The organism is Nocardioides sp. zg-DK7169 (assembly GCF_013155365.1).
Classification (GTDB): domain Bacteria; phylum Actinomycetota; class Actinomycetes; order Propionibacteriales; family Nocardioidaceae; genus Nocardioides.
The window spans coordinates 22,186-39,697 of the sequence record NZ_JABJRA010000006.1 but is presented as its reverse complement, the minus strand read 5'-3'; the positions used below and the strand labels follow the sequence as shown (position 1 = coordinate 39,697).

The window sequence follows — 17,512 nt, the reverse complement described above, 5'->3', positions numbered from 1 at the left end:
CCGTGTCGACCCCACCCCTGCCGCAGTTCTGCCCCACCGCCCGGGAGCTCGACGACCTCGAGCTGCTGATCACCGGGGCGCTGCGCCCGACGGTGGCCTTCAACGAGCCGGGCAGCCCGGTCACCCTCACGCTCTCCCCGGAGGTCGATGAGGCCGCCACCGCCGCGGGCGGCGTCGAGCTCGTCGACCCCGAGGGCCTCCCCCTCGCGCGGGTCACCGTGCCGGGCGGGCAGGTCGAGGCGCTGACCCACGCGCAGTTCGGCCCGTTCCGCCGCCTCTACCTCGACCCCGCGACCGTGCGGGCGTCGTACGCCGGGCGCACGTTCGTGCCGGTCACCGACGCGCTCACCCGCGCCCAGCTCGAGACGCTGCGCGCCGCCGGCCCGGTGGTGCTGCTGGCCCTGGTCGGGCACGGCACCCCGCTGCTGTCCCCGGTCGCGCTGCTGCGCGCCACGCTGCGCGCGGCCGACCTGCTCGACGACGCCGCGGTCGTGGCGGTGCCGCTCGCCTCGCGCGGCGACGCGACCCTCGACCACGAGCTGGGCCTGCAGGTCGTGGCCAACTACGCCGGCGCCGACCGGGTGCTCGGGCTGAGCGACGACAACGGCGAGCTGCCGGCGTCCGTGGCCGAGGTCGTCGACTTCGACCAGCCGCCGACCGAGCGCCAGGGCCTGGTCCTCTTCTTCACCGGCCTGTCCGGCAGCGGCAAGTCCACCCTGGCCCGTGCCCTGATGGACCGCCTCCTCGAGCAGGGCACCCGCACCGTCACCTCGCTGGACGGCGACGTGGTGCGACGCAACCTCTCCGCCGGCCTCACCTTCTCCAAGGCCGACCGGGAGACCAACATCCGCCGCATCGGCTGGGTCGCCGCGGAGATCTCGCGCCACGGCGGCGTCGCGGTGTGCAGCCCGATCGCACCGTTCGACGAGACCCGCCAGCAGGTCCGCGCGATGGTCGACGAGGCCGGCGGCGCCTTCTTCCTCGTCCACGTCGCGACCCCGCTGGAGGAGTGCGAGCGCCGCGACCGCAAGGGCCTCTACGCCAAGGCCCGCCGCGGCGAGATCCCCGAGTTCACCGGCATCTCCTCGCCCTACGAGGTCCCCGACGACGCCGACGTCGTCGTCGACACCACCGGCCGCACCATCGACGCCGCCCTCGACGACGTCCTCACCGCCCTCCGTGCCAGCGGCCACCTCGACCTCATCACCCCGCCGGTCGAGCCCACCCTGTCGGTCGAGCCCGGCGAGACCCCCGCAGCGGACGAGCCGCTCAAGGTCCTGTTCGTCTGCACCGCCAACATCTGCCGCTCCGCCTTCATGGAGCGCCTCGCCCGCCACCTGGCCGGCCCCGACGCCGCGGTCACCTTCGCCAGCGCCGGCACCCACGGCTTCGCCGCGCACGCGATGGACGACGTCATGGCCACCACCCTCGCCCCGCGCGGCGTGGAGGGCCACGAGTCCTTCCGCAGCCGTCCGCTCACCCGTGAGCTGCTCGACGAGGCCGACCTGGTCCTCACCGCGGAGGCCGCGCACCGCGCGTTCATCCTCGACGACCACCCGGGCCTGTTCCGCAAGGTCTTCACCCTCGGGCAGTTCGACGAGGCCGTCCGCGCCGCCGGATCCGAGCTCACCGGGCGCGACCTCCTCGCGGTCGTCGCCGAGCGACGCGGCACCGCCTCCCCCGATCTCGACGTCGCCGACCCCTACCGCCGCGGACCGGACGCGGCCGAGACCGCCGCCGCGGCGATCGAGGCCCACCTGCGCCACATCCTCCCCGCCCTCACCGGGACGGAGACCCGCGCGTGAGCGACCTCCTCCTCGAGCTGGTCACCCTCAGCGCGCTGTCGATCCTCATCGCCGGCTTCGTCGTCGGCATCGTGGTCGGGCTCACCGGCATGGGCGGCGGCGCGCTGATGACGCCGGCGCTGATCTTCCTCGGCGTCGGCGACACCGCGACTGTTGTCACCGCCGACCTCACCGCCGCCGCGGTCTACAAGACCGGCGGGGCCGTGGTGCACGCCCGGGAGGGCTCGCCGAACCTCAAGATGGCGAAGTGGCTGGTCCTCGGCTCGGTGCCGACCGCGCTGGCCGGGCCCCACATCCTGGCCTGGTTCACCGACCCCGGCGACCTCGACGACGTCCTGAAGCTCTGGATCGGCTTCGCGCTGCTGCTGGCCGCCGCCACCTACGCGCTGCGTCTCTACATCAACCTGCGGCGGGTCCGCGCCGGCGGCCCGAGCGGTGACCCCGACCCGGCGATCCGCCCGATCCCGACCCTCCTGGTCGGCGCCCTCGGCGGCCTACTCGTCGGCATCACCAGCGTCGGCTCGGGCTCGGTGATCATGATCGCGCTGCTGATGCTCTATCCCGGGCTCTCCGCCGTCCGGCTCGTCGGCACCGACCTGGTGCAGGCGATCCCGCTCGTGCTGGCCGCCGCGATCTCCAACATCGCGCTGCACGGCCTCGACCTCGCCCTGCTGCTGCCGCTGATCGCCGGGTCGGTGCCGGGCACGATCCTCGGCTCCAAGATCGCCCCGCGGGTGCCGCAGTCCTTCATCCGCCGCGCCATCGTCGTCGTGCTGACGATGTCCGGCGTTGCGCTGCTCGACAAGGCCGGCTGGGCGCCCCTGGGCGTCGAGGAGACCCACCCGATGCTGATCGCCGGCGTGGGCATGGTGATGGTCCTGCTGGTCCCGCTGATCTGGGGCTTCCTGCGCAAGGGGCAGGGGCTGCCAATGTTCGGAACACCCACCGTCGCCGAGCTCGAGGATCCATCGTTCGAGCCGACACCTCGCACCTCGGCGGACCGCCGATAGCGTGGCGTCATGCCCAGCTCCGATGTTCCCGTGATCGACCTGTCCAAAGCTCCCGGATCGCGCGAGTCATGGGACCGACCGCTATGGGTCGTCGCACTCTGGAGCCTGTGCGAGATCGTGTTCGTGACGAACAGCTACCAGCTCAGCTCTGCCCTTCGGGTGTGGGTCCTGAGGAAGTTCGGCGCGCAGATCGGGCAGGGCGTCATCATGCGCCCAGGCCTAAAGGTTCGCTTCCCGTGGAAGCTCACGGTGGGAGACCGCTGTTGGATCGGCGAGCGGGTCTGGCTCCACAATCAGGACCAGTTGACGATCGGCCACGACGCGGTGGTCAGTCAGGACTCCTTCGTCACGACCGGCACTCACGCCTTCAAGCGGGACATGGCGCTGCTGACCCGACCGGTCGTGATCGAGGAGGGCGCCTGGGTCACGTCGCGCTGCATGGTCCTCGGAGGCTCGCAGATCGGGCGATCTGCTCTGATCCTCCCCAACACAGTCGTGAAAGGCACCGTGCCGGCCAACGCCATCTTCGGGTCGTCCGACCCGAGCGTCGTGGGCGAGAGGTTCAGCGACCCCGCTTGATCAGGTCCCGCACCCAGTTCCGGTAGGAGTCCATGGCGTTCTCCTCGGACAGCCGTCCAGTGGCGTAGTCACGCCCACGGCTTCCGAGGGCAGTGCCGTCCTCCTTCTGGAGGATGGCGAGTCCCTCCAAGAACGCCGACGGATCACCGGGCTCGACGACGATGCCAGCCCCGCTGGCCTGGATCTCGAAGGCCGCGGCGCTGTCGGGGTCGGTCGCTCCGAGGACCGGGCGCCCCGCCGCGAAGTAGGACGTGAGCTTGGACGGCGCGCACATCTCCTTGAGGCCAGGACGCTCGTGCAGGAGCAACGCGTCCGCAGCGGCGACGACGTCCGCGAACTCGGCGCCAGGCACCGGATCCATGAACTCGACCCGACGGACACCTGATGCCAGAGCCTCCAGCCCACGACGGCGCGCGCCATCTCCCATGAGAACGATGCGCACGTCGGTGCCGCGTTCGTCGGCGAGGCGCGCCGCCTCTACGACATGCTCGAGCCCCTGTTTCGCGCCCATGTTGCCCGCATGCAGCAACACGAACTCACCGTCCCACCCGAGCCGCGTGCGGGTGCTGTCGCGGTCACCGGTGGGCGGTGAGATGTGGGTCCAGTTGGGGATGACCCTCAGCCGATCCGCGGAAACACGATGGTCATCGGCGATAGAGCGCGCCATCCGCTCGTGGATCGTGGTCACGGCCGACGCGGAACGGAGAAGGCGACCCTCCAAGGCGTTCACGGCGCGGTCAAGCCTGCCGCCCATCAGGCCGAGCTCACTCGCCGCCTTGCCGTAAAGATCCTGGACGACCACACCGACGGGGATGCCACGGCGCGCGGCCTGCGCCACAGCGGGCAGAAGCGGCAGCAGCGCGGGGGTGATCGCGACGATGGCATCTGGCTTGCCGGCGCGGCTCAACCCAATCCGCGCAGCAAAGGATGCTTCGCTGAGGATGCGGCTAGCACCGCCGGGGTTCCCGGGCACATAGTGACGCAGCCTACGGACCGGGACACCGGCATCTGACTCAGACATGCTCCAACCGCTATACCCCGGCGCAATCTCCCACTGCGGGTAGTGCGGATAGGCCGTCACGACGCTGACGTCGAACTCCTGCGCCAGCCCTCGCACCATTCCGGCCGTATATGGGGCAATACCCGTCTCCTCGGGGGCATAGTTCAGGCCCACTACGAGGACTCTCGCACGACTCATGAACCGACCACCTGACGCAAACTGCCACCTCTGTAGGTAGTTTCCAGACTCTCGGCAACCGCCTCACAGCTGAAGTGGGCCGATATATCGGCCCGGGCAGCGACCGAGGCAGCAGCCCACCTCTCCGGATCCGTGAGCAGTGCCTTGACCGCCTCCGACAGCACCTCGGGCGAACCGTCGGTCACTTGCGCAGAACCCCGTTCTGCGAGCTCGAGCGACAAGCCCGTCTGGTCCGTGATCACCGACGGCAGACCCACGGCCATGGCCTCGAGCAGGGACATCGGAAAAGGCTCGTCGACACTCGGCAGCACATACACCTGCGCACCTCCGAGCTTGGCGAGAACCTCATCGGGGCCGATCGGTCCGTGGTACCTGACCACATCGTCCAGCTCACGATCACGGATCGCCGCACGCACCGCGTGGCCTTCACCCTCGTCAGCCCCGAACATGTCGAACCTGACGTCCAGGCCCTGCCGCCGAAGGATCGCAGCCATCTCAACAAAGGCGAGGGGCCTCTTTCGCGCCTGAAGGCGAGCGACATAGATAACCCGAGGAGAACCAATAGCTGGCCATGCCGCATGAACGAGCGGGACCTTCACGGCGTTTCGAATCATGGACGCGTTTCGCGCGGACTTCTCCACAAGAGCGAGGTCCTTTGCTTCCCGGTCGGTCAACAGGAAGTGATTCTTAGCCGCCCGATAGACAGGCCGGACAAAAACCAAATCTAGGAGCTTCGCCAGCAGCCGCCCATCCGGCCGCACCATCCCGTGTGCCTGCAAAAAAACCGGCGCACCACGGCGCTGGGCGTAGCGCGCCGCGGGGAGTTGCACCAGATCTCGAGCGAAGTGGAAGTGGACGGCGTCCGCATTGGGCAGGAGTGCTCTCAGTTCCCTGAAGGCCCCAGCGGAGAAGTACCCCGCGAACCCAAGCCCCGGGATCTTATGAACTCGGTGGAGATGAACGAGGACACCCGGGATGGTCAGCTTCGCTTTCCCATCCCACCCCGCCACGAGGTGCACCTCATGCCCGAGGTTTGCGAGTTGCTCGCACTGCATCCGCGCGACTGCGACCGGTCCCCCGTATGCACCGTCCTCGCTGACATAGGTCAGCACCTGAATGATCTTCACAAGGACTACGGACGCCCGAGCGCCCGGTAGGTCCAGCCCGCCGCCCGCCAGGTGGCCGGGTCGAGGCAGTTGCGGCCGTCGATGAGCTGCTTGCCCTGCACGAGCGGTGCGAGCTCCTCGGGGTCCAGCGCGACGTACTCGGGCCACTCGGTGAGCACCATGACGACATCGGCGTCCTGGACCGCCTCCTTGACCGTGGAGGCGTAGGCCAGCTCGGGCCACTTCTTGCGCGCGTTGTGGATGGCCTGGGGGTCGGTCACGGTGACCTTGGCGCCCTGGAGCTGCATCTGGGCGGCCACGCTGAGGGCCGGAGAGTCGCGGATGTCGTCGGAGTCGGGCTTGAAGGCCGCACCGAGCACCGCGATGGTGCGACCGACAATGGAGCCGCCGCACTGCTCACGGGCCAGGTCGACCATCCGCACCCGGCGGCGCATGTTGATCGAGTCGACCTCGCTGAGGAAGCTCAGCGCCTGGTCCACGCCGAGCTCGCCGGCGCGCGCCATGAACGCCCGGATGTCCTTGGGCAGGCAACCGCCACCGAAGCCGACGCCGGCGTTGAGGAAGCGGCGCCCGATGCGCGCGTCGTGGCCGATCGCGTCGGCCAGCAGGGTCACGTCGGCCCCGGTGGCCTCGCACAGCTCGGCCATCGCGTTGATGAAGGAGATCTTGGTGGCGAGGAACGAGTTGGCTGCGACCTTCACCAGCTGGGCGGTGGCCAGGTCGGCGATGATCCGGGGGGTGCCATCGGCCAGCGCGTCGGCGTAGACCGCGTCGAGGACGGCGGCGGCCGCCCGGCCCTGCTCGGTATCGGCGACCCCGTAGACAAAGCGGTCCGGGTGCAGCGTGTCCTTGACGGCGAAGCCCTCGCGCAGGAACTCGGGGTTCCAGATCAGCTCGGCCTCGGGCTGCACCTCGTGGATGCGTCGGGCGATCTCCTCGGCGGTGCCGACCGGGACGGTGGACTTGCCGACCACGACGTCGCCGGCCTTGAGCAGCGGCAGCACCGCCTCGACCGCGGAGTTCACGAACCGCATGTCGGCGGCGTTCTCGCCGGGCTTCTGCGGCGTCCCCACGCAGATGAAGTGCACGGTGGCCTCGGCGGCCGCGGTGGCGTCGGTGGTGAACGCGAGGCGACCGGAGGCACCCGCCTCGGTGAGCAACTCCGGCAGGCCGGGCTCGAAGAAGGGCGCCTCGCCGCGCGAGAGGGCGGCAACCTGGGCCGGCAGGACGTCGACGCCGACCACCTCGTGCCCGAGCTTTGCCATGCACGCCGCGTGCACGGCACCGAGATAGCCACAACCGAAGACGGAGATACGCATGGCCGTCATCGTAGGGGCGCACGGCACCGCCGTCCGGCGGGTCCCCCAGACGTAATACAGAGCACGTCCGGGTCCCATCCAGCGGACCCCGACACGCACCCCCCGCGTGACCCAACACACTCGGTCAGGTGCGCTTTCCTACCCCGCGCCGACTCGCCGCTACGATGGCCGCTGCTACCCCGATGAGAGGTCCCCTGTTTTCATGACCGAAACGCATGCCGACTACCGGCTGAGCCAGCTCGACCAGCTGGAGGCGGAGTCGATCCACATCTTCCGTGAGGTCGCCGCCGAGTTCGAGAAGCCCGTCCTAATGTTCTCGGGTGGCAAGGACTCCATCGTGATGATGCGCCTTGCCGAGAAGGCCTTCTATCCGGCCAAGATCCCGTTCCCGGTGCTCCAGGTGGACACCGGCTACGACTTCCCCGAGGTCCTCGAGACCCGCGACAACTGGGTGAACCGCCTGGGCGTGCGCCTCATCGTCGCGAGCGTCGAGGAGGCGATCGCCAACGGCGTCGTCGTCGACGACGGCAAGACCAGCCGCAACCGCATGCAGATCGGCACCCTGCTGCACGCGATCGAGGAGAACGGCTTCACCGCCGCCTTCGGTGGCGGGCGCCGCGACGAGGAGAAGGCCCGCGCCAAGGAGCGCGTCTACTCCCACCGCGACGAGTTCGGCCAGTGGGACCCCAAGATGCAGCGTCCCGAGCTGTGGAGCCTCTACAACGGGCGCATCCACGAGGGCGAGCACATGCGGATCTTCCCGATCTCCAACTGGACCGAGCTGGACATCTGGGACTACATCGGCCGCGAGGGGATCGAGATCCCCTCGATCTACTTCTCCCACCAGCGCCGTGTCTTCGAGCGCGACGGCATGCTGCTCACCGAGTCGCCGTACAACCCGTGCCGCCCCGGCGAGGTCGCCGAGGAGCGCACCGTGCGGTTCCGCACCGTCGGTGACCTCACGCTGACCGGCTGCGTGGAGTCCACCGCCTCGACCATCGAGGAGATCATCGACGAGGTCGCCGTGGCCCGAGTCACCGAGCGCGGCGCCACCCGTGGCGACGACCGGTTCTCCGAGGCCGCCATGGAGGACCGCAAGAAGGAAGGCTACTTCTGATGGGCACCATCAAGAGCGACAAGATGGACCTGCTGAGGTTCGCCACCGCCGGCTCCGTGGACGACGGCAAGTCGACCCTGATCGGCCGTCTCCTCCTCGACTCCAAGTCGATCTTCGAAGACCAGCTCGAGGCCGTCGAGGCCACCAGCCAGTCCAAGGGCTACGACTACACCGACCTCGCGCTGCTGACCGACGGCCTGCGCTCGGAGCGCGAGCAGGGCATCACCATCGACGTGGCGTACCGCTACTTCGCGACGCCGAACCGCAAGTTCATCATCGCGGACACCCCGGGCCACGTGCAGTACACGCGCAACATGGTCACCGGCGCCTCGACCGCCGACCTCGGCCTGGTGCTCGTCGACGCCCGCCAGGGCCTGACCGAGCAGTCCCGCCGGCACGCTGTGATCCTGTCGCTGCTGCGGGTCCCCCACCTGGTGCTCGCGGTGAACAAGATGGACCTGGTCGGCTTCGACCAGGAGGTCTACAACAAGATCCACGCCGAGTTCACCCAGTTCGCCACCAAGCTCAACATCCCGGACCTCGAGGTCATCCCGATCTCCGCGCTCCAGGGCGACAACGTCGTGAACCGCTCCGAGAACATGGACTGGTACTCCGGCCCGACGCTCATGCACCACCTCGAGCACGTCCACGTCGCCTCCGACCGCGACCTGATCGACGCCCGCTTCCCGGTGCAATACGTCGTGCGCCCGAAGTCGGATGAGCACCACGACTACCGCGGCTACGGCGGCATGGTCGCCGGCGGCGTCCTCAAGCCCGGCGACGAGGTCGTCGTGCTGCCCTCGGGCATGACCTCCAAGATCGCCGGGATCGACCTGTTCGACCGCGAGATCACCGAGGCGTTCCCGCCCATGAGCGTGACGATCCGCCTCGAGGACGACGTCGACGTGTCCCGAGGCGACATGATCGCCCGGATCAAGAACGCGCCGCAGCCCAGCCAGGACATCGACGCGATGATCTGCTGGATGACCACCACCCCGCTCAAGCCGCGGCAGAAGTTGGCCATCAAGCACACCACCCGCACCGCCCGCGCCCTGGTCAAGGACATCCAGTACCGCCTGGACGTCAACACGCTGCACCGGGACCAGGAGACCAAGGAACTTGGGGTCAACGAGATCGGCCGCGTCCAACTGCGCACCACGGTGCCGCTGCTTTGCGACCCGTACTCGAAGAACCGCACCACCGGGTCCTTTATCCTGATCGACGAGGCGACCGGCATCACCGTCGGTGCAGGGATGATCAACAGCGCCAGCTGACAGCAGATCGAAAGGAAAGGCCCGGCGAGTGATCGCCGGGCCTTTCCTTGTCTAGCGTGTCAGCCTGATTCCCGAAGGCTGTCAACGTGCTGGCGGTACCACTCAACGGTGGACTTCAGTCCGTCCCGTAGGCCGATCCGGGCCTCCCAGCCCGCGTCGCGCAACCTGCTGACATCGAGAAGCTTCTGCGGAGTGCCATCCGGCTTGGACGTGTCCCAGAGGGTCTTCCCCTCGAAGCCCACGACCTCCGCGACGATGTCCGCGATCTCCCGGATCGTCGCGTCCCGACCGGTCCCCACATTCACCTGGCTGGCGCCGTCGTAGTGCTCCATGAGGTGCAGACACGCGTCCGCCATGTCGTCGACATGCAGGAACTCACGCCGGGGCGATCCTGAACCCCAGTTGGTGACGCTGACCGCACCCGCCTTCGCCGCCTCGTCGTAGCGGCGAATCATGGCGGGTAAAACGTGGCTACCAGTTGGGGAGAAATTGTCCCCGGGGCCGTAGAGGTTCGTCGGCATCGCCGAGATCCACGGACGGCCGTACTGTCGACGCACTGCCTGAACACCCAGGATGCCCGCAATCTTGGCAATCGCGTAAGCATCGTTGGTCGGCTCGAGATGCCCGGTAAGCAGCGAATCCTCTTGGATCGGCTGAGGGGCAAGCTTGGGATAGATGCAGGATGAACCCAGGAACAACAGACGTTCCGTGCCGTGCTCGAGAGCCGCATCCATGACGTTGGTCTGGATACGCAGATTCTCGGACAAGAACTCGACAGGGTACGTGCTGTTCGCGAGGATGCCACCGACCTTCGCAGCAGCCAGAAACACATACCTCGGCCGATGCTGCGAAAAGTAGTCGAAGACCTGATCACGATCGCGCAGGTCCAGCACAGACGAGCGCTCGCCGATCACATGGTTGAATCCCGACGCCAGCAGACGGCGATGGATCGCAGACCCGACCAGCCCACGATGCCCCGCGACGTATGTGCAGGCGTCGCGGTCGAGCGGCTGCGAAACAGCAGGCGTCACCCGCGGCCCCCAACGACCGGCCAGCCCCCGAGCTGCACCTGGTCAATCCAGGGCCGCCCCTCGCACTCGAGGGCCGCGACATCGGCGTCCACCATAATCCGCGCGAGCTCGTCCGTCTGGACCGTCGCCTTCCAGCCCAATTTCGCGTGGGCCTTATCGGCGTCTCCAACGAGTGCATCCACCTCGGTCGGACGGAGGTAACGCTCGTCGAAACGCACGTGCTTCTCCCAATCCAAACCCGCGTGCTCGAACGCGGTAACGACGAAGTCACGAACCGTGAAGTTACCGCCGGTAGCAAGGACGAAGTCGTCGGGCTCCTCGGCCTGGAGCATCCGCCACATGCCCTCGACGTACTCGGGGGCGTACCCCCAGTCACGAACGGAGTCAAGATTGCCGAGGTACACGTGCGACTCCAGGCCAGCCTTGATACGTGCTACGGCCCGAGTGATCTTGCGGGTCACGAAGGTTTCACCTCGGCGCGGAGACTCGTGATTAAAAAGAATCCCATTGACCGCGAACATACCGTAACCCTCACGGTAGTTCTTCGTCACCCAGTACGCATACACCTTGGCTGCACCGTACGGCGAACGCGGATAGAACGGCGTCTCTTCATTCTGAGGGGGCGGGGTGGCCCCAAACATCTCAGAACTCGATGCCTGGTAGTAGCGGCACTGAATACCCGCCATTCGAACCGCCTCCAGGAGACGCATCGCACCGATCCCGGTTGTATCGCCAGTGTGCTCCGGTTCGTCGAAACTCACGCGGACGTGAGACTGCGCCGCAAGATTGTAGACCTCGTCCGGCTGAATCTCATGAAGGAGAGTAACCAACCGAGCTCCATCCGAGAGATCTCCATAATGAAGAAACAAGCGCGCCTCTGGATCGTGCGGGTCCTGATACAGGTGATCAATGCGGGCAGTATTAAACGTGGATGCACGCCTAATAAGGCCGTGAACCTCATACCCCTTACCAAGCAGAAGTTCGGCGAGGTAAGAGCCATCTTGACCCGTGATGCCTGTAATTAATGCGCGTCGAACACCCATCCCAGCACTCCTATCGAAGAACAAACCAACCAACTATGCTGTGCTCGAGACCCACCGCTTAATTTCGGTAGCCCACCTCTGAACGTCATGCCCACGACTAAATAAAACCGCAGCGGCACGAGACCGTGAAAGCAACTCGCGATCGCGCGCGAGCCGCTCGATCGTAGCCGCCCAATCACCCGCTGCCTCCGGGTCGAGCACCCACCCCCGCCCATCGGCTAATCGCCAAGATATGTCCCCTGCGCGATCCGAGGAGATGACCGGCAGCCCAGCGGCAAGAGCTTCATCAACCACTAGACCGTAGGGGTCACCGAGTGTAGGGAACAGCAGCACGTCAGAGTCCCCGTAACGCGAAGGCATCGAAGCAGACTGCACGAACCCGTCAAATACAACGGCGTCAGGCCACCGTGCCACGAGCGACTGAACCTCGGCTTCTAGAGCACCGCTGCCCACGATCCGAAGAGTGATCGGAAGCCCACGCTCCAGTAGGTCCTCAACAACCGAAAGGATGAAGGGCACGCCTTTGTCCTCGACCAGGCGTCCAACATACAGAAGCCGCAGTTCAGGAGAGTCAACACGATGTGAGCCCGCGGCGCTCAATGCCTCAACATCGACGGCGTGATGCAGCCGGAACAGATTCCGAGCACCGTAGCTACGAGCCCACGCATCCGAGTCTGGGCCAGGAGTAAGCGTCGAACTGCTTAGCCGGAAAAAGATCTTCTTGGCAAGCTCTTTGGACTTGGACCGCTGAACCCAGGAGTCCCACGTCATCAAGCAATAAAGCGCAACATGGCGCCCCCTCAACCTATGCGCCCAAACCAACCAAAGCCTAGGCTCATAATGGAACGTGAAAACGCGAGCGGGTGACGCGCGTAGGTAGAGCTTCCGAAGGGTTGAAAGCAGAGATTCGCGCGAGTCCGAGAGAAACGTGTGAGGGTACGTCATATCCGCTTCATCAACAACCCAGTCTCGGTCTGGGTCGACGTGATCCAAGAACCAACACTCGAAATCGACCTCGCCGGCCGAATGGAGCGCTACAAAGCGCTCATGCCAGTAGGGATTGATCGCCGGCAGCCAAAAAACGACGTCTCGCATCACTTAAGCACCCTACCGTAATGGTCCGCGACTCGCGCGCGCATATCGGCCGACCGCCCAACGCCTCGACGGCGCGCATCACCGCCTTGAGTCAACGAGCGGACCCGATTGAAAACCTCGTCAGCACGAAACTGATCGGCCATGAAAGTTGATTGCTCTAAACCGGAGTCGCGCATTACCCCGACTGCCTTTGACTGGTACGCAAGCGCGATCGCGGGCGTCCCTACGGAGAGCGCCATGATGCAGGCATGGAGCCGCGTGCCGATCACAACCTGGGCGCTCTGATACATGCTCAGAAGATGACTGACGTCACAATTATCGTCTACCTCGGTTGCTGACGAGACTCCTTCTGCAATGACACGTGCCACTGCGATGTCATCCTGGTCGTGCTCCGGAAGCCGCGAGTGACCGCCAAGAACGACGCGATAACCAGCGTTGTCAAGCAGACTAATCAACTTTGAAATCTCACATTTGTACCGGTCGAATGCCTCCGCGGACACCGATGTGGACCAGCGCCAGTCCATGACGGCGATCCGAACCGTTGGAATCGAACTGACCGCGGCAACTTCGTCGCCATCTCGAAACGGATAGAACGCCACGTCTGGGACCACAGCCGATACGCTGACCCTTGGCGGACAGACAGAACGCTCAAGCGACTCGCGCTCGCGCACTATTACTTGCGTGCGCGACAGAGCACGTTCGATCACCCAGCGATCAAACGCATTATTCACTGGACCAAGACTCTGCGGGAACATCGCAGTCTTGCCGATATGCAGTTGCGCTAGCCGAATCGTGAGCAAGCTGTGCCAGAGACTAAGGTTCAGAAGTCGTTTCGCCGAATACATGTATCCCCCACCCGCGATCGCTAGCAACTGATACCGGCCATGCAGCCCTCGCGTACGCGGGAGAAGGAAACGCGACAATACTCGCCCGACTCGGGGCAGAAACGTCCCGACTGCGATACACAAAGCCGCCGCTGTTAGTCCGAAGGCCGCTGCTGTAGCCTGCCCGAGCGCGGACGTGTCACCGCGATTCGGAAACGGGATCAGTTCGGATACCACGCCGACGCCGTGAGGTCGGTAGTTCGCCCCATCGTCGTATCGACTAGAGATGACCACCTCATCAAAGCCGTTCTCGAACAGGATCCGCGCACTCGAAAGCATGATGGCCGCATCGCCAGCATTCTTGTATGAGTACGCATTGATCATAAGCGCACGCGTCAGGCCGCCATCGCCCGCGCTCTCGCTGACCGAACTCATCACGACCGACTCCCCGTCCTACTCATTCCTAGGTCTTCTGGCGCTCTCCGAAGTAGCCCGACCACAAGGCAGCTGGCCACAACCACGCCGGCCCCGATTAACAACGTCCCGGCGCCGGGACCAACGACTGTGCCAACAACCGTGAGGATAAAGGACATCTCGAATCCTATCGCAACGGCCGCACGCAGACCGACTGGTATCTCACCTAGCGCGATCGACGACCGAGCGAGGGCGAAGGAGGCCTTCCAAGCGCTCAGGATAATTGCGAATGCCATAAAATCCACAAACAAAAGCATTAATGCGCATATCGCGGTCCCGATCGCATCGACGAAGTTAAACGCACTACTCCGCCACCAGCGCCCAACCGACTGGAGATAAGAATCCACCACCGGAGTCGTCATACGGGCGGGAAGACTTGCCATCAAGATGATGGCACCAGGGACGACCTGCGACCATTCCTCAGGAACGCGGTCTGTGCCATACAATGCTGCCGTTCCTCCGATGCCAACCACTACCGCCATTCCACTCCCGAGCAGGCTGCCGAATCGAAACGCAATCGCCTCTCTAACCCCAGCGGGACTCTTCGAGAGTACTGAGAGGACCACTTTCGCGACCGGACCAGACACAGTACCGCTCACCGCCAGTGCGATCTGGTTGGCGAGATAATAGAGTCCGACTATTGCCGGCGCCGCGACAAATTGAGCAACAAAATAGCCGATCTGAAGCGGAATTGTCACCAGAAGCGAGTTTACGGCCCACGCGGCGCGTTCTCGGGCTGTCGTCCTCACGACCACGTCTCGGGCTGGCGCAGGCCCGGATAAGGTCGCCCGACGTTGCACACCCGATAGAACAAGGTTCATTGCAACCGTAGCGCCCAACTGCGCAACTGCAAGAGCGATCGCTGACGAGCTGGCGGCAGCCACGGCGACGCCGATTGCCAACCTCACCGCCGCTCCGACCAATTGAGCAGCGACAGCCCGCCCGTACAGGCCCGAATCAATCGCTGCCGCGTGCAACAGCCCGTTTCGTCCCTGCACTGGCACGGTGAACCCGAGGACCACGCACAGCAGCGCCACATCGTGCCGCCCAGCAGTCCAGTAAAATCCTGCGATCAGGAAAACGCCCGCCACTAGCCCTAGGTTCAGGAGCGTGGCGATACGCATTGATCTCGCTAATGACTCAGAACGTCCTGAAAGAAACCCGTTAACCTCACCGAAGTTTGCTACTCCGACTAAGAACGCTGTTGCCGATAGTGCGGCAGCCCATTGCCCGAACTCATCCGGGCTCAGCCAAATCGCCAGAACGAATTGCGCTAGGGCAGCGAGCCCAGCCGCGACGATCGACCCAAGGGTTAAGGTCGCTACACCGCGGGTCGCCGTGGTCTTCGTCGTCAAGGCTTGCGAGGTACGAACAGAAGGTTGGACATACCGCGGAGCGACTGCTCATACACGCCCTGAAGCTTGTGGTAGCCAGCCTCAACTAAGATGACCCGCTTACCCATGATGACCGCGGGCAGGGCCACGTGTAAACGGTTCGTCACGACCATGTCCGCCGACTGAAGAATTCGGCGATACCGTTTGAAAGTCGCATATTGGGGCGCACTCAGGTCGATTGTAGTGCGACGACTGTGCTCCTCGCTTTCACCCCTAATACTGCTTGGAACGTCGCGCATCAGGGTCTCCGCCGCATGCGCCCGCCTTTCCCTGCGGGAAGCGCGCGCGACGGCGGTATAAATAGCGCCTTGGGGCACGCTCTGCTTCAGTCTCGCGAAAGCGCGCGACGTCGCCGCGGACGCCGGAGAACTGTCGAGCGCCGCCGGTGTCGCCTCGCGGTCCTCGCGCGCTGCAACAAGCAGTCCGCCGCCAGTGAGTGGCGGCCCAAGTATATCGGTAACGTGTTGGTTACCCGACGCAACAATGTCGTGATCTAAGATCAACGATACCTCCGCCGAATCCAGGACGTCACCCCATCTATCGACAAGATGATCCAGGGAGTGTTTCTCGCGCAAGATCCAAACAGTCTCGGAATCTCTGTCTCCGAACATCGCGGTCGGATCCACGTTGGGAAAATAGGCGGACGACGGGAAGATCACGAGGGGGAGACGCTCTGTGCCGATTAGCCGATCTTTGAGTAGACGCGGAAATGCGTAGGTCTCGACCAGCGCACCGTTCGGAGGGACGACCACGAGATCAGCGTTCTGCGGTGTGCTAGTGATTGCGATCTGTAGGTCCTCTTCCAGGACTCTACGGAAGATCCGGTTCATAAGGTGATCACCGTTGTTGCCCAGGACCCGTCCGTCCGAGAACGTCATCGGCACAAGCCAAGCGGTTTTGCCGACGTATTTTCTAAGCGAGCTTCGCAGACCGTCGATCGTTGGTAATTGGTCGTTCACCTTGTCCTCAGTTCCGATTGGTGAGCGTGAATCAGTTGAATATACTCTCGCGCAACCTGCTCTGCAGAGAAATTCTGCGCAGCGAATGCGCGCGCTGACGAGGACGCCTTAGTGAGGGCATCCGGATTCGCGCGGTAGCCGTCTACGCAGGCCGCTATACCATCACTGCTAGGTTCAATAACCGATCCGCCGCCAGACGTCCGAACAACGTCCCCCATCGCACCCACATCAGTTACTATGCAAGGAACTCCTGCGGCCATGGCTTCGACCATTGCTCCCGGCAGACCTTCGCTGGCGGACGGAAGAATGAATAGGTCCATTGAGGCGATGTGGTCGCGCGGATCCGCGACGAAACCCGTCAGCTCGACAGCCTCCTCAAGCCCAAGGCGTGCGACCAATTGTTCAAAGTATCGCCGATACTCCGGCGTAGCGAAGGGACCCACAAACAGGCCTCGCACATTAGCCCCACTGTCAATTTGATTCCGAATCGCCTCGAGGATGAGGTGTGGGCGCTTGACTGGGCCCAACTTCCCCACGAATCCAAGCACGTTCACGTCCGGCCTGGGTGCCCGTTCGACGACGCGTCCAAACTCGACAACATTTCCGAATCGGGCGACTTGCTCCCCCGCCATGCCGGCCGCTTGAAGCTCCCGAGCAATACCGTCACTTATCGCAATACCGACTGCCGCTTTGGCGATCACATTCCGCACGAGAATGCGTTTCATGAGTCCCGTCAGCGCTTTACTGCTTACGAGATCTCCGTCCTCGAGGACCGGGAGCACCGTAGTTGTCGGCAAGCCCTTAGCGGCGAGTAATGATAATTGGTTCGGAAGATACACGCCCTGCAAGTGGAGGCACTGATACCTTCCACGGGATCTTCGCAAGAACCGATTGGCGCCTAGTCCCCAGCGGACCTGGTCCCCCGTGGAGAATCCTGACGATTTACGTGGGCCGACGAAGATCACGTCACTCGCCCAAGACGGGGCCACCTCATCTGGGCGCTCTCGCGCAATGATGTCGAACGAAATACTCGGATCTTCGCTCTTGACTGCCCCGAAAAGTCGATCCATGAAGGTGAGGGGACCACTATATCCGCCGCCTGCACCCCATGGGCTCAGAATCGCGACCCGCACTTAACCTCCAAGTTGTTCCTGCCAGGGTTCGTGCCCCGTCGGTCGAGTACACTACATACTGGCGGTCGATCATGGGCCTCAACGGGAGGGGAACCTCCTTGCTGTTGGTCACATTCCTTCGACCGCATTC

General features: G+C 64.6%; 15 protein-coding genes. 5 read left to right on the top strand and 10 right to left on the bottom strand.

The genetic code is table 11. From position 1 onward, the window contains the following. Positions 1 to 2: 2 nt before the first annotated feature. The 3 genes from cysC to HOQ23_RS10920 are packed head-to-tail and all read left to right on the top strand — an operon-like array spanning position 3 to position 3,394. Positions 3 to 1,805: an adenylyl-sulfate kinase gene (cysC, locus tag HOQ23_RS10930; RefSeq protein ID WP_367650456.1), complete on the top strand. Its 1,803-nt coding sequence runs from the start codon at positions 3 to 5 to the stop codon at positions 1,803 to 1,805. Further along, positions 1,802 to 2,815 (top strand): sulfite exporter TauE/SafE family protein, encoded by a 1,014-nt coding sequence (locus HOQ23_RS10925; RefSeq protein WP_367650455.1) that lies wholly within the window; start codon positions 1,802 to 1,804, stop codon positions 2,813 to 2,815. Before cysC ends, HOQ23_RS10925 begins: the two co-directional genes overlap by 4 nt. Before the next feature lie 9 nt (positions 2,816 to 2,824). Then, the gene (locus tag HOQ23_RS10920) at positions 2,825 to 3,394 is read left to right on the top strand and encodes an acetyltransferase (RefSeq protein ID WP_172214633.1); all 570 of its coding nucleotides are present in this window, start codon (positions 2,825 to 2,827) and stop codon (positions 3,392 to 3,394) included. On the opposite strand, the gene HOQ23_RS10915 is transcribed toward HOQ23_RS10920, so the two are convergent. The 3 genes from HOQ23_RS10915 to HOQ23_RS10905 are packed head-to-tail and all read right to left on the bottom strand — an operon-like array spanning position 3,378 to position 7,038. Then, positions 3,378 to 4,568: a glycosyltransferase family 4 protein gene (locus HOQ23_RS10915; RefSeq protein WP_172214632.1), complete on the bottom strand. Its 1,191-nt coding sequence runs from the start codon at positions 4,566 to 4,568 to the stop codon at positions 3,378 to 3,380. The genes HOQ23_RS10920 and HOQ23_RS10915 overlap by 17 nt on opposite strands. A 20-nt stretch (positions 4,569 to 4,588) precedes the next feature. Further along, on the bottom strand, positions 4,589 to 5,719 hold the full coding sequence (locus HOQ23_RS10910; RefSeq protein WP_172214631.1) for a glycosyltransferase: 1,131 nt from the start codon (positions 5,717 to 5,719) through the stop codon (positions 4,589 to 4,591). A 5-nt stretch (positions 5,720 to 5,724) separates the two neighbouring features. Beyond that, positions 5,725 to 7,038 (bottom strand): UDP-glucose/GDP-mannose dehydrogenase family protein, encoded by a 1,314-nt coding sequence (locus tag HOQ23_RS10905; RefSeq protein WP_172214630.1) that lies wholly within the window; start codon positions 7,036 to 7,038, stop codon positions 5,725 to 5,727. A gap of 202 nt (positions 7,039 to 7,240) precedes the next feature. On the opposite strand from HOQ23_RS10905, the gene cysD reads away from it, so the two are divergent. Both cysD and HOQ23_RS10895 read left to right on the top strand, forming a co-directional pair. Then, complete coding sequence (cysD, locus tag HOQ23_RS10900; protein ID WP_172214629.1) at positions 7,241 to 8,155, top strand: sulfate adenylyltransferase subunit CysD; 915 nt, start codon at positions 7,241 to 7,243, stop codon at positions 8,153 to 8,155. Continuing rightward, positions 8,155 to 9,429: a sulfate adenylyltransferase subunit 1 gene (locus tag HOQ23_RS10895; protein ID WP_253945413.1), complete on the top strand. Its 1,275-nt coding sequence runs from the start codon at positions 8,155 to 8,157 to the stop codon at positions 9,427 to 9,429. The genes cysD and HOQ23_RS10895 overlap by 1 nt, the downstream gene beginning before the upstream one ends. 59 nt (positions 9,430 to 9,488) lie before the next feature. Here HOQ23_RS10895 and HOQ23_RS10890 read toward each other — a convergent pair whose 3' ends face one another. The 7 genes from HOQ23_RS10890 to HOQ23_RS10860 all read right to left on the bottom strand — a co-directional run bounded on the left by HOQ23_RS10890 (position 9,489) and on the right by HOQ23_RS10860 (position 17,088). Next, complete coding sequence (locus tag HOQ23_RS10890) at positions 9,489 to 10,460, bottom strand: GDP-L-fucose synthase (protein WP_172214628.1); 972 nt, start codon at positions 10,458 to 10,460, stop codon at positions 9,489 to 9,491. Next, on the bottom strand, positions 10,457 to 11,503 hold the full coding sequence (gene gmd / locus HOQ23_RS10885; protein ID WP_172214627.1) for a GDP-mannose 4,6-dehydratase: 1,047 nt from the start codon (positions 11,501 to 11,503) through the stop codon (positions 10,457 to 10,459). The genes HOQ23_RS10890 and gmd overlap by 4 nt, the downstream gene beginning before the upstream one ends. A gap of 33 nt (positions 11,504 to 11,536) precedes the next feature. Then, entirely contained in the window at positions 11,537 to 12,274 is a 738-nt protein-coding gene (locus HOQ23_RS21570) for a glycosyltransferase family 4 protein (protein ID WP_367650479.1), read from the bottom strand. A gap of 323 nt (positions 12,275 to 12,597) precedes the next feature. After that, positions 12,598 to 13,857, bottom strand: coding sequence for a polysaccharide pyruvyl transferase family protein (locus HOQ23_RS10875; protein ID WP_172214625.1), 1,260 nt, complete (start codon positions 13,855 to 13,857; stop codon positions 12,598 to 12,600). Next, positions 13,857 to 15,251 (bottom strand): lipopolysaccharide biosynthesis protein, encoded by a 1,395-nt coding sequence (locus HOQ23_RS10870; protein WP_172214624.1) that lies wholly within the window; start codon positions 15,249 to 15,251, stop codon positions 13,857 to 13,859. Before HOQ23_RS10870 ends, HOQ23_RS10875 begins: the two co-directional genes overlap by 1 nt. Then, positions 15,248 to 16,168, bottom strand: a complete 921-nt coding sequence (locus tag HOQ23_RS10865) for a hypothetical protein (RefSeq protein ID WP_172214623.1) — start codon at positions 16,166 to 16,168, stop codon at positions 15,248 to 15,250. Before HOQ23_RS10865 ends, HOQ23_RS10870 begins: the two co-directional genes overlap by 4 nt. A gap of 77 nt (positions 16,169 to 16,245) precedes the next feature. Beyond that, entirely contained in the window at positions 16,246 to 17,088 is an 843-nt protein-coding gene (locus HOQ23_RS10860; RefSeq protein ID WP_172214622.1) for a glycosyltransferase family 4 protein, read from the bottom strand. Positions 17,089 to 17,512: the final 424 nt, after the last annotated feature.

What these genes read in the sequence shown, in the direction of transcription:
- HOQ23_RS10920 (WP_172214633.1), top strand. Translation starts at nt 2,825, where the DNA reads ATGCCCAGCTCCGATGTTCCCGTGATCGACCTGTCCAAAGCTCCCGGA.
- cysD (WP_172214629.1), top strand. Translation starts at nt 7,241, where the DNA reads ATGACCGAAACGCATGCCGACTACCGGCTGAGCCAGCTCGACCAGCTG.
- HOQ23_RS21570 (WP_367650479.1), bottom strand. Translation starts at nt 12,274, where the DNA reads ATGACGTGGGACTCCTGGGTTCAGCGGTCCAAGTCCAAAGAGCTTGCC.
- gmd (WP_172214627.1), bottom strand. Translation starts at nt 11,503, where the DNA reads ATGGGTGTTCGACGCGCATTAATTACAGGCATCACGGGTCAAGATGGC.
- HOQ23_RS10895 (WP_253945413.1), top strand. Translation starts at nt 8,155, where the DNA reads ATGGGCACCATCAAGAGCGACAAGATGGACCTGCTGAGGTTCGCCACC.
- HOQ23_RS10905 (WP_172214630.1), bottom strand. Translation starts at nt 7,038, where the DNA reads ATGCGTATCTCCGTCTTCGGTTGTGGCTATCTCGGTGCCGTGCACGCG.
- HOQ23_RS10875 (WP_172214625.1), bottom strand. Translation starts at nt 13,857, where the DNA reads ATGAGTTCGGTCAGCGAGAGCGCGGGCGATGGCGGCCTGACGCGTGCG.
- HOQ23_RS10865 (WP_172214623.1), bottom strand. Translation starts at nt 16,168, where the DNA reads ATGACGTTCTCGGACGGACGGGTCCTGGGCAACAACGGTGATCACCTT.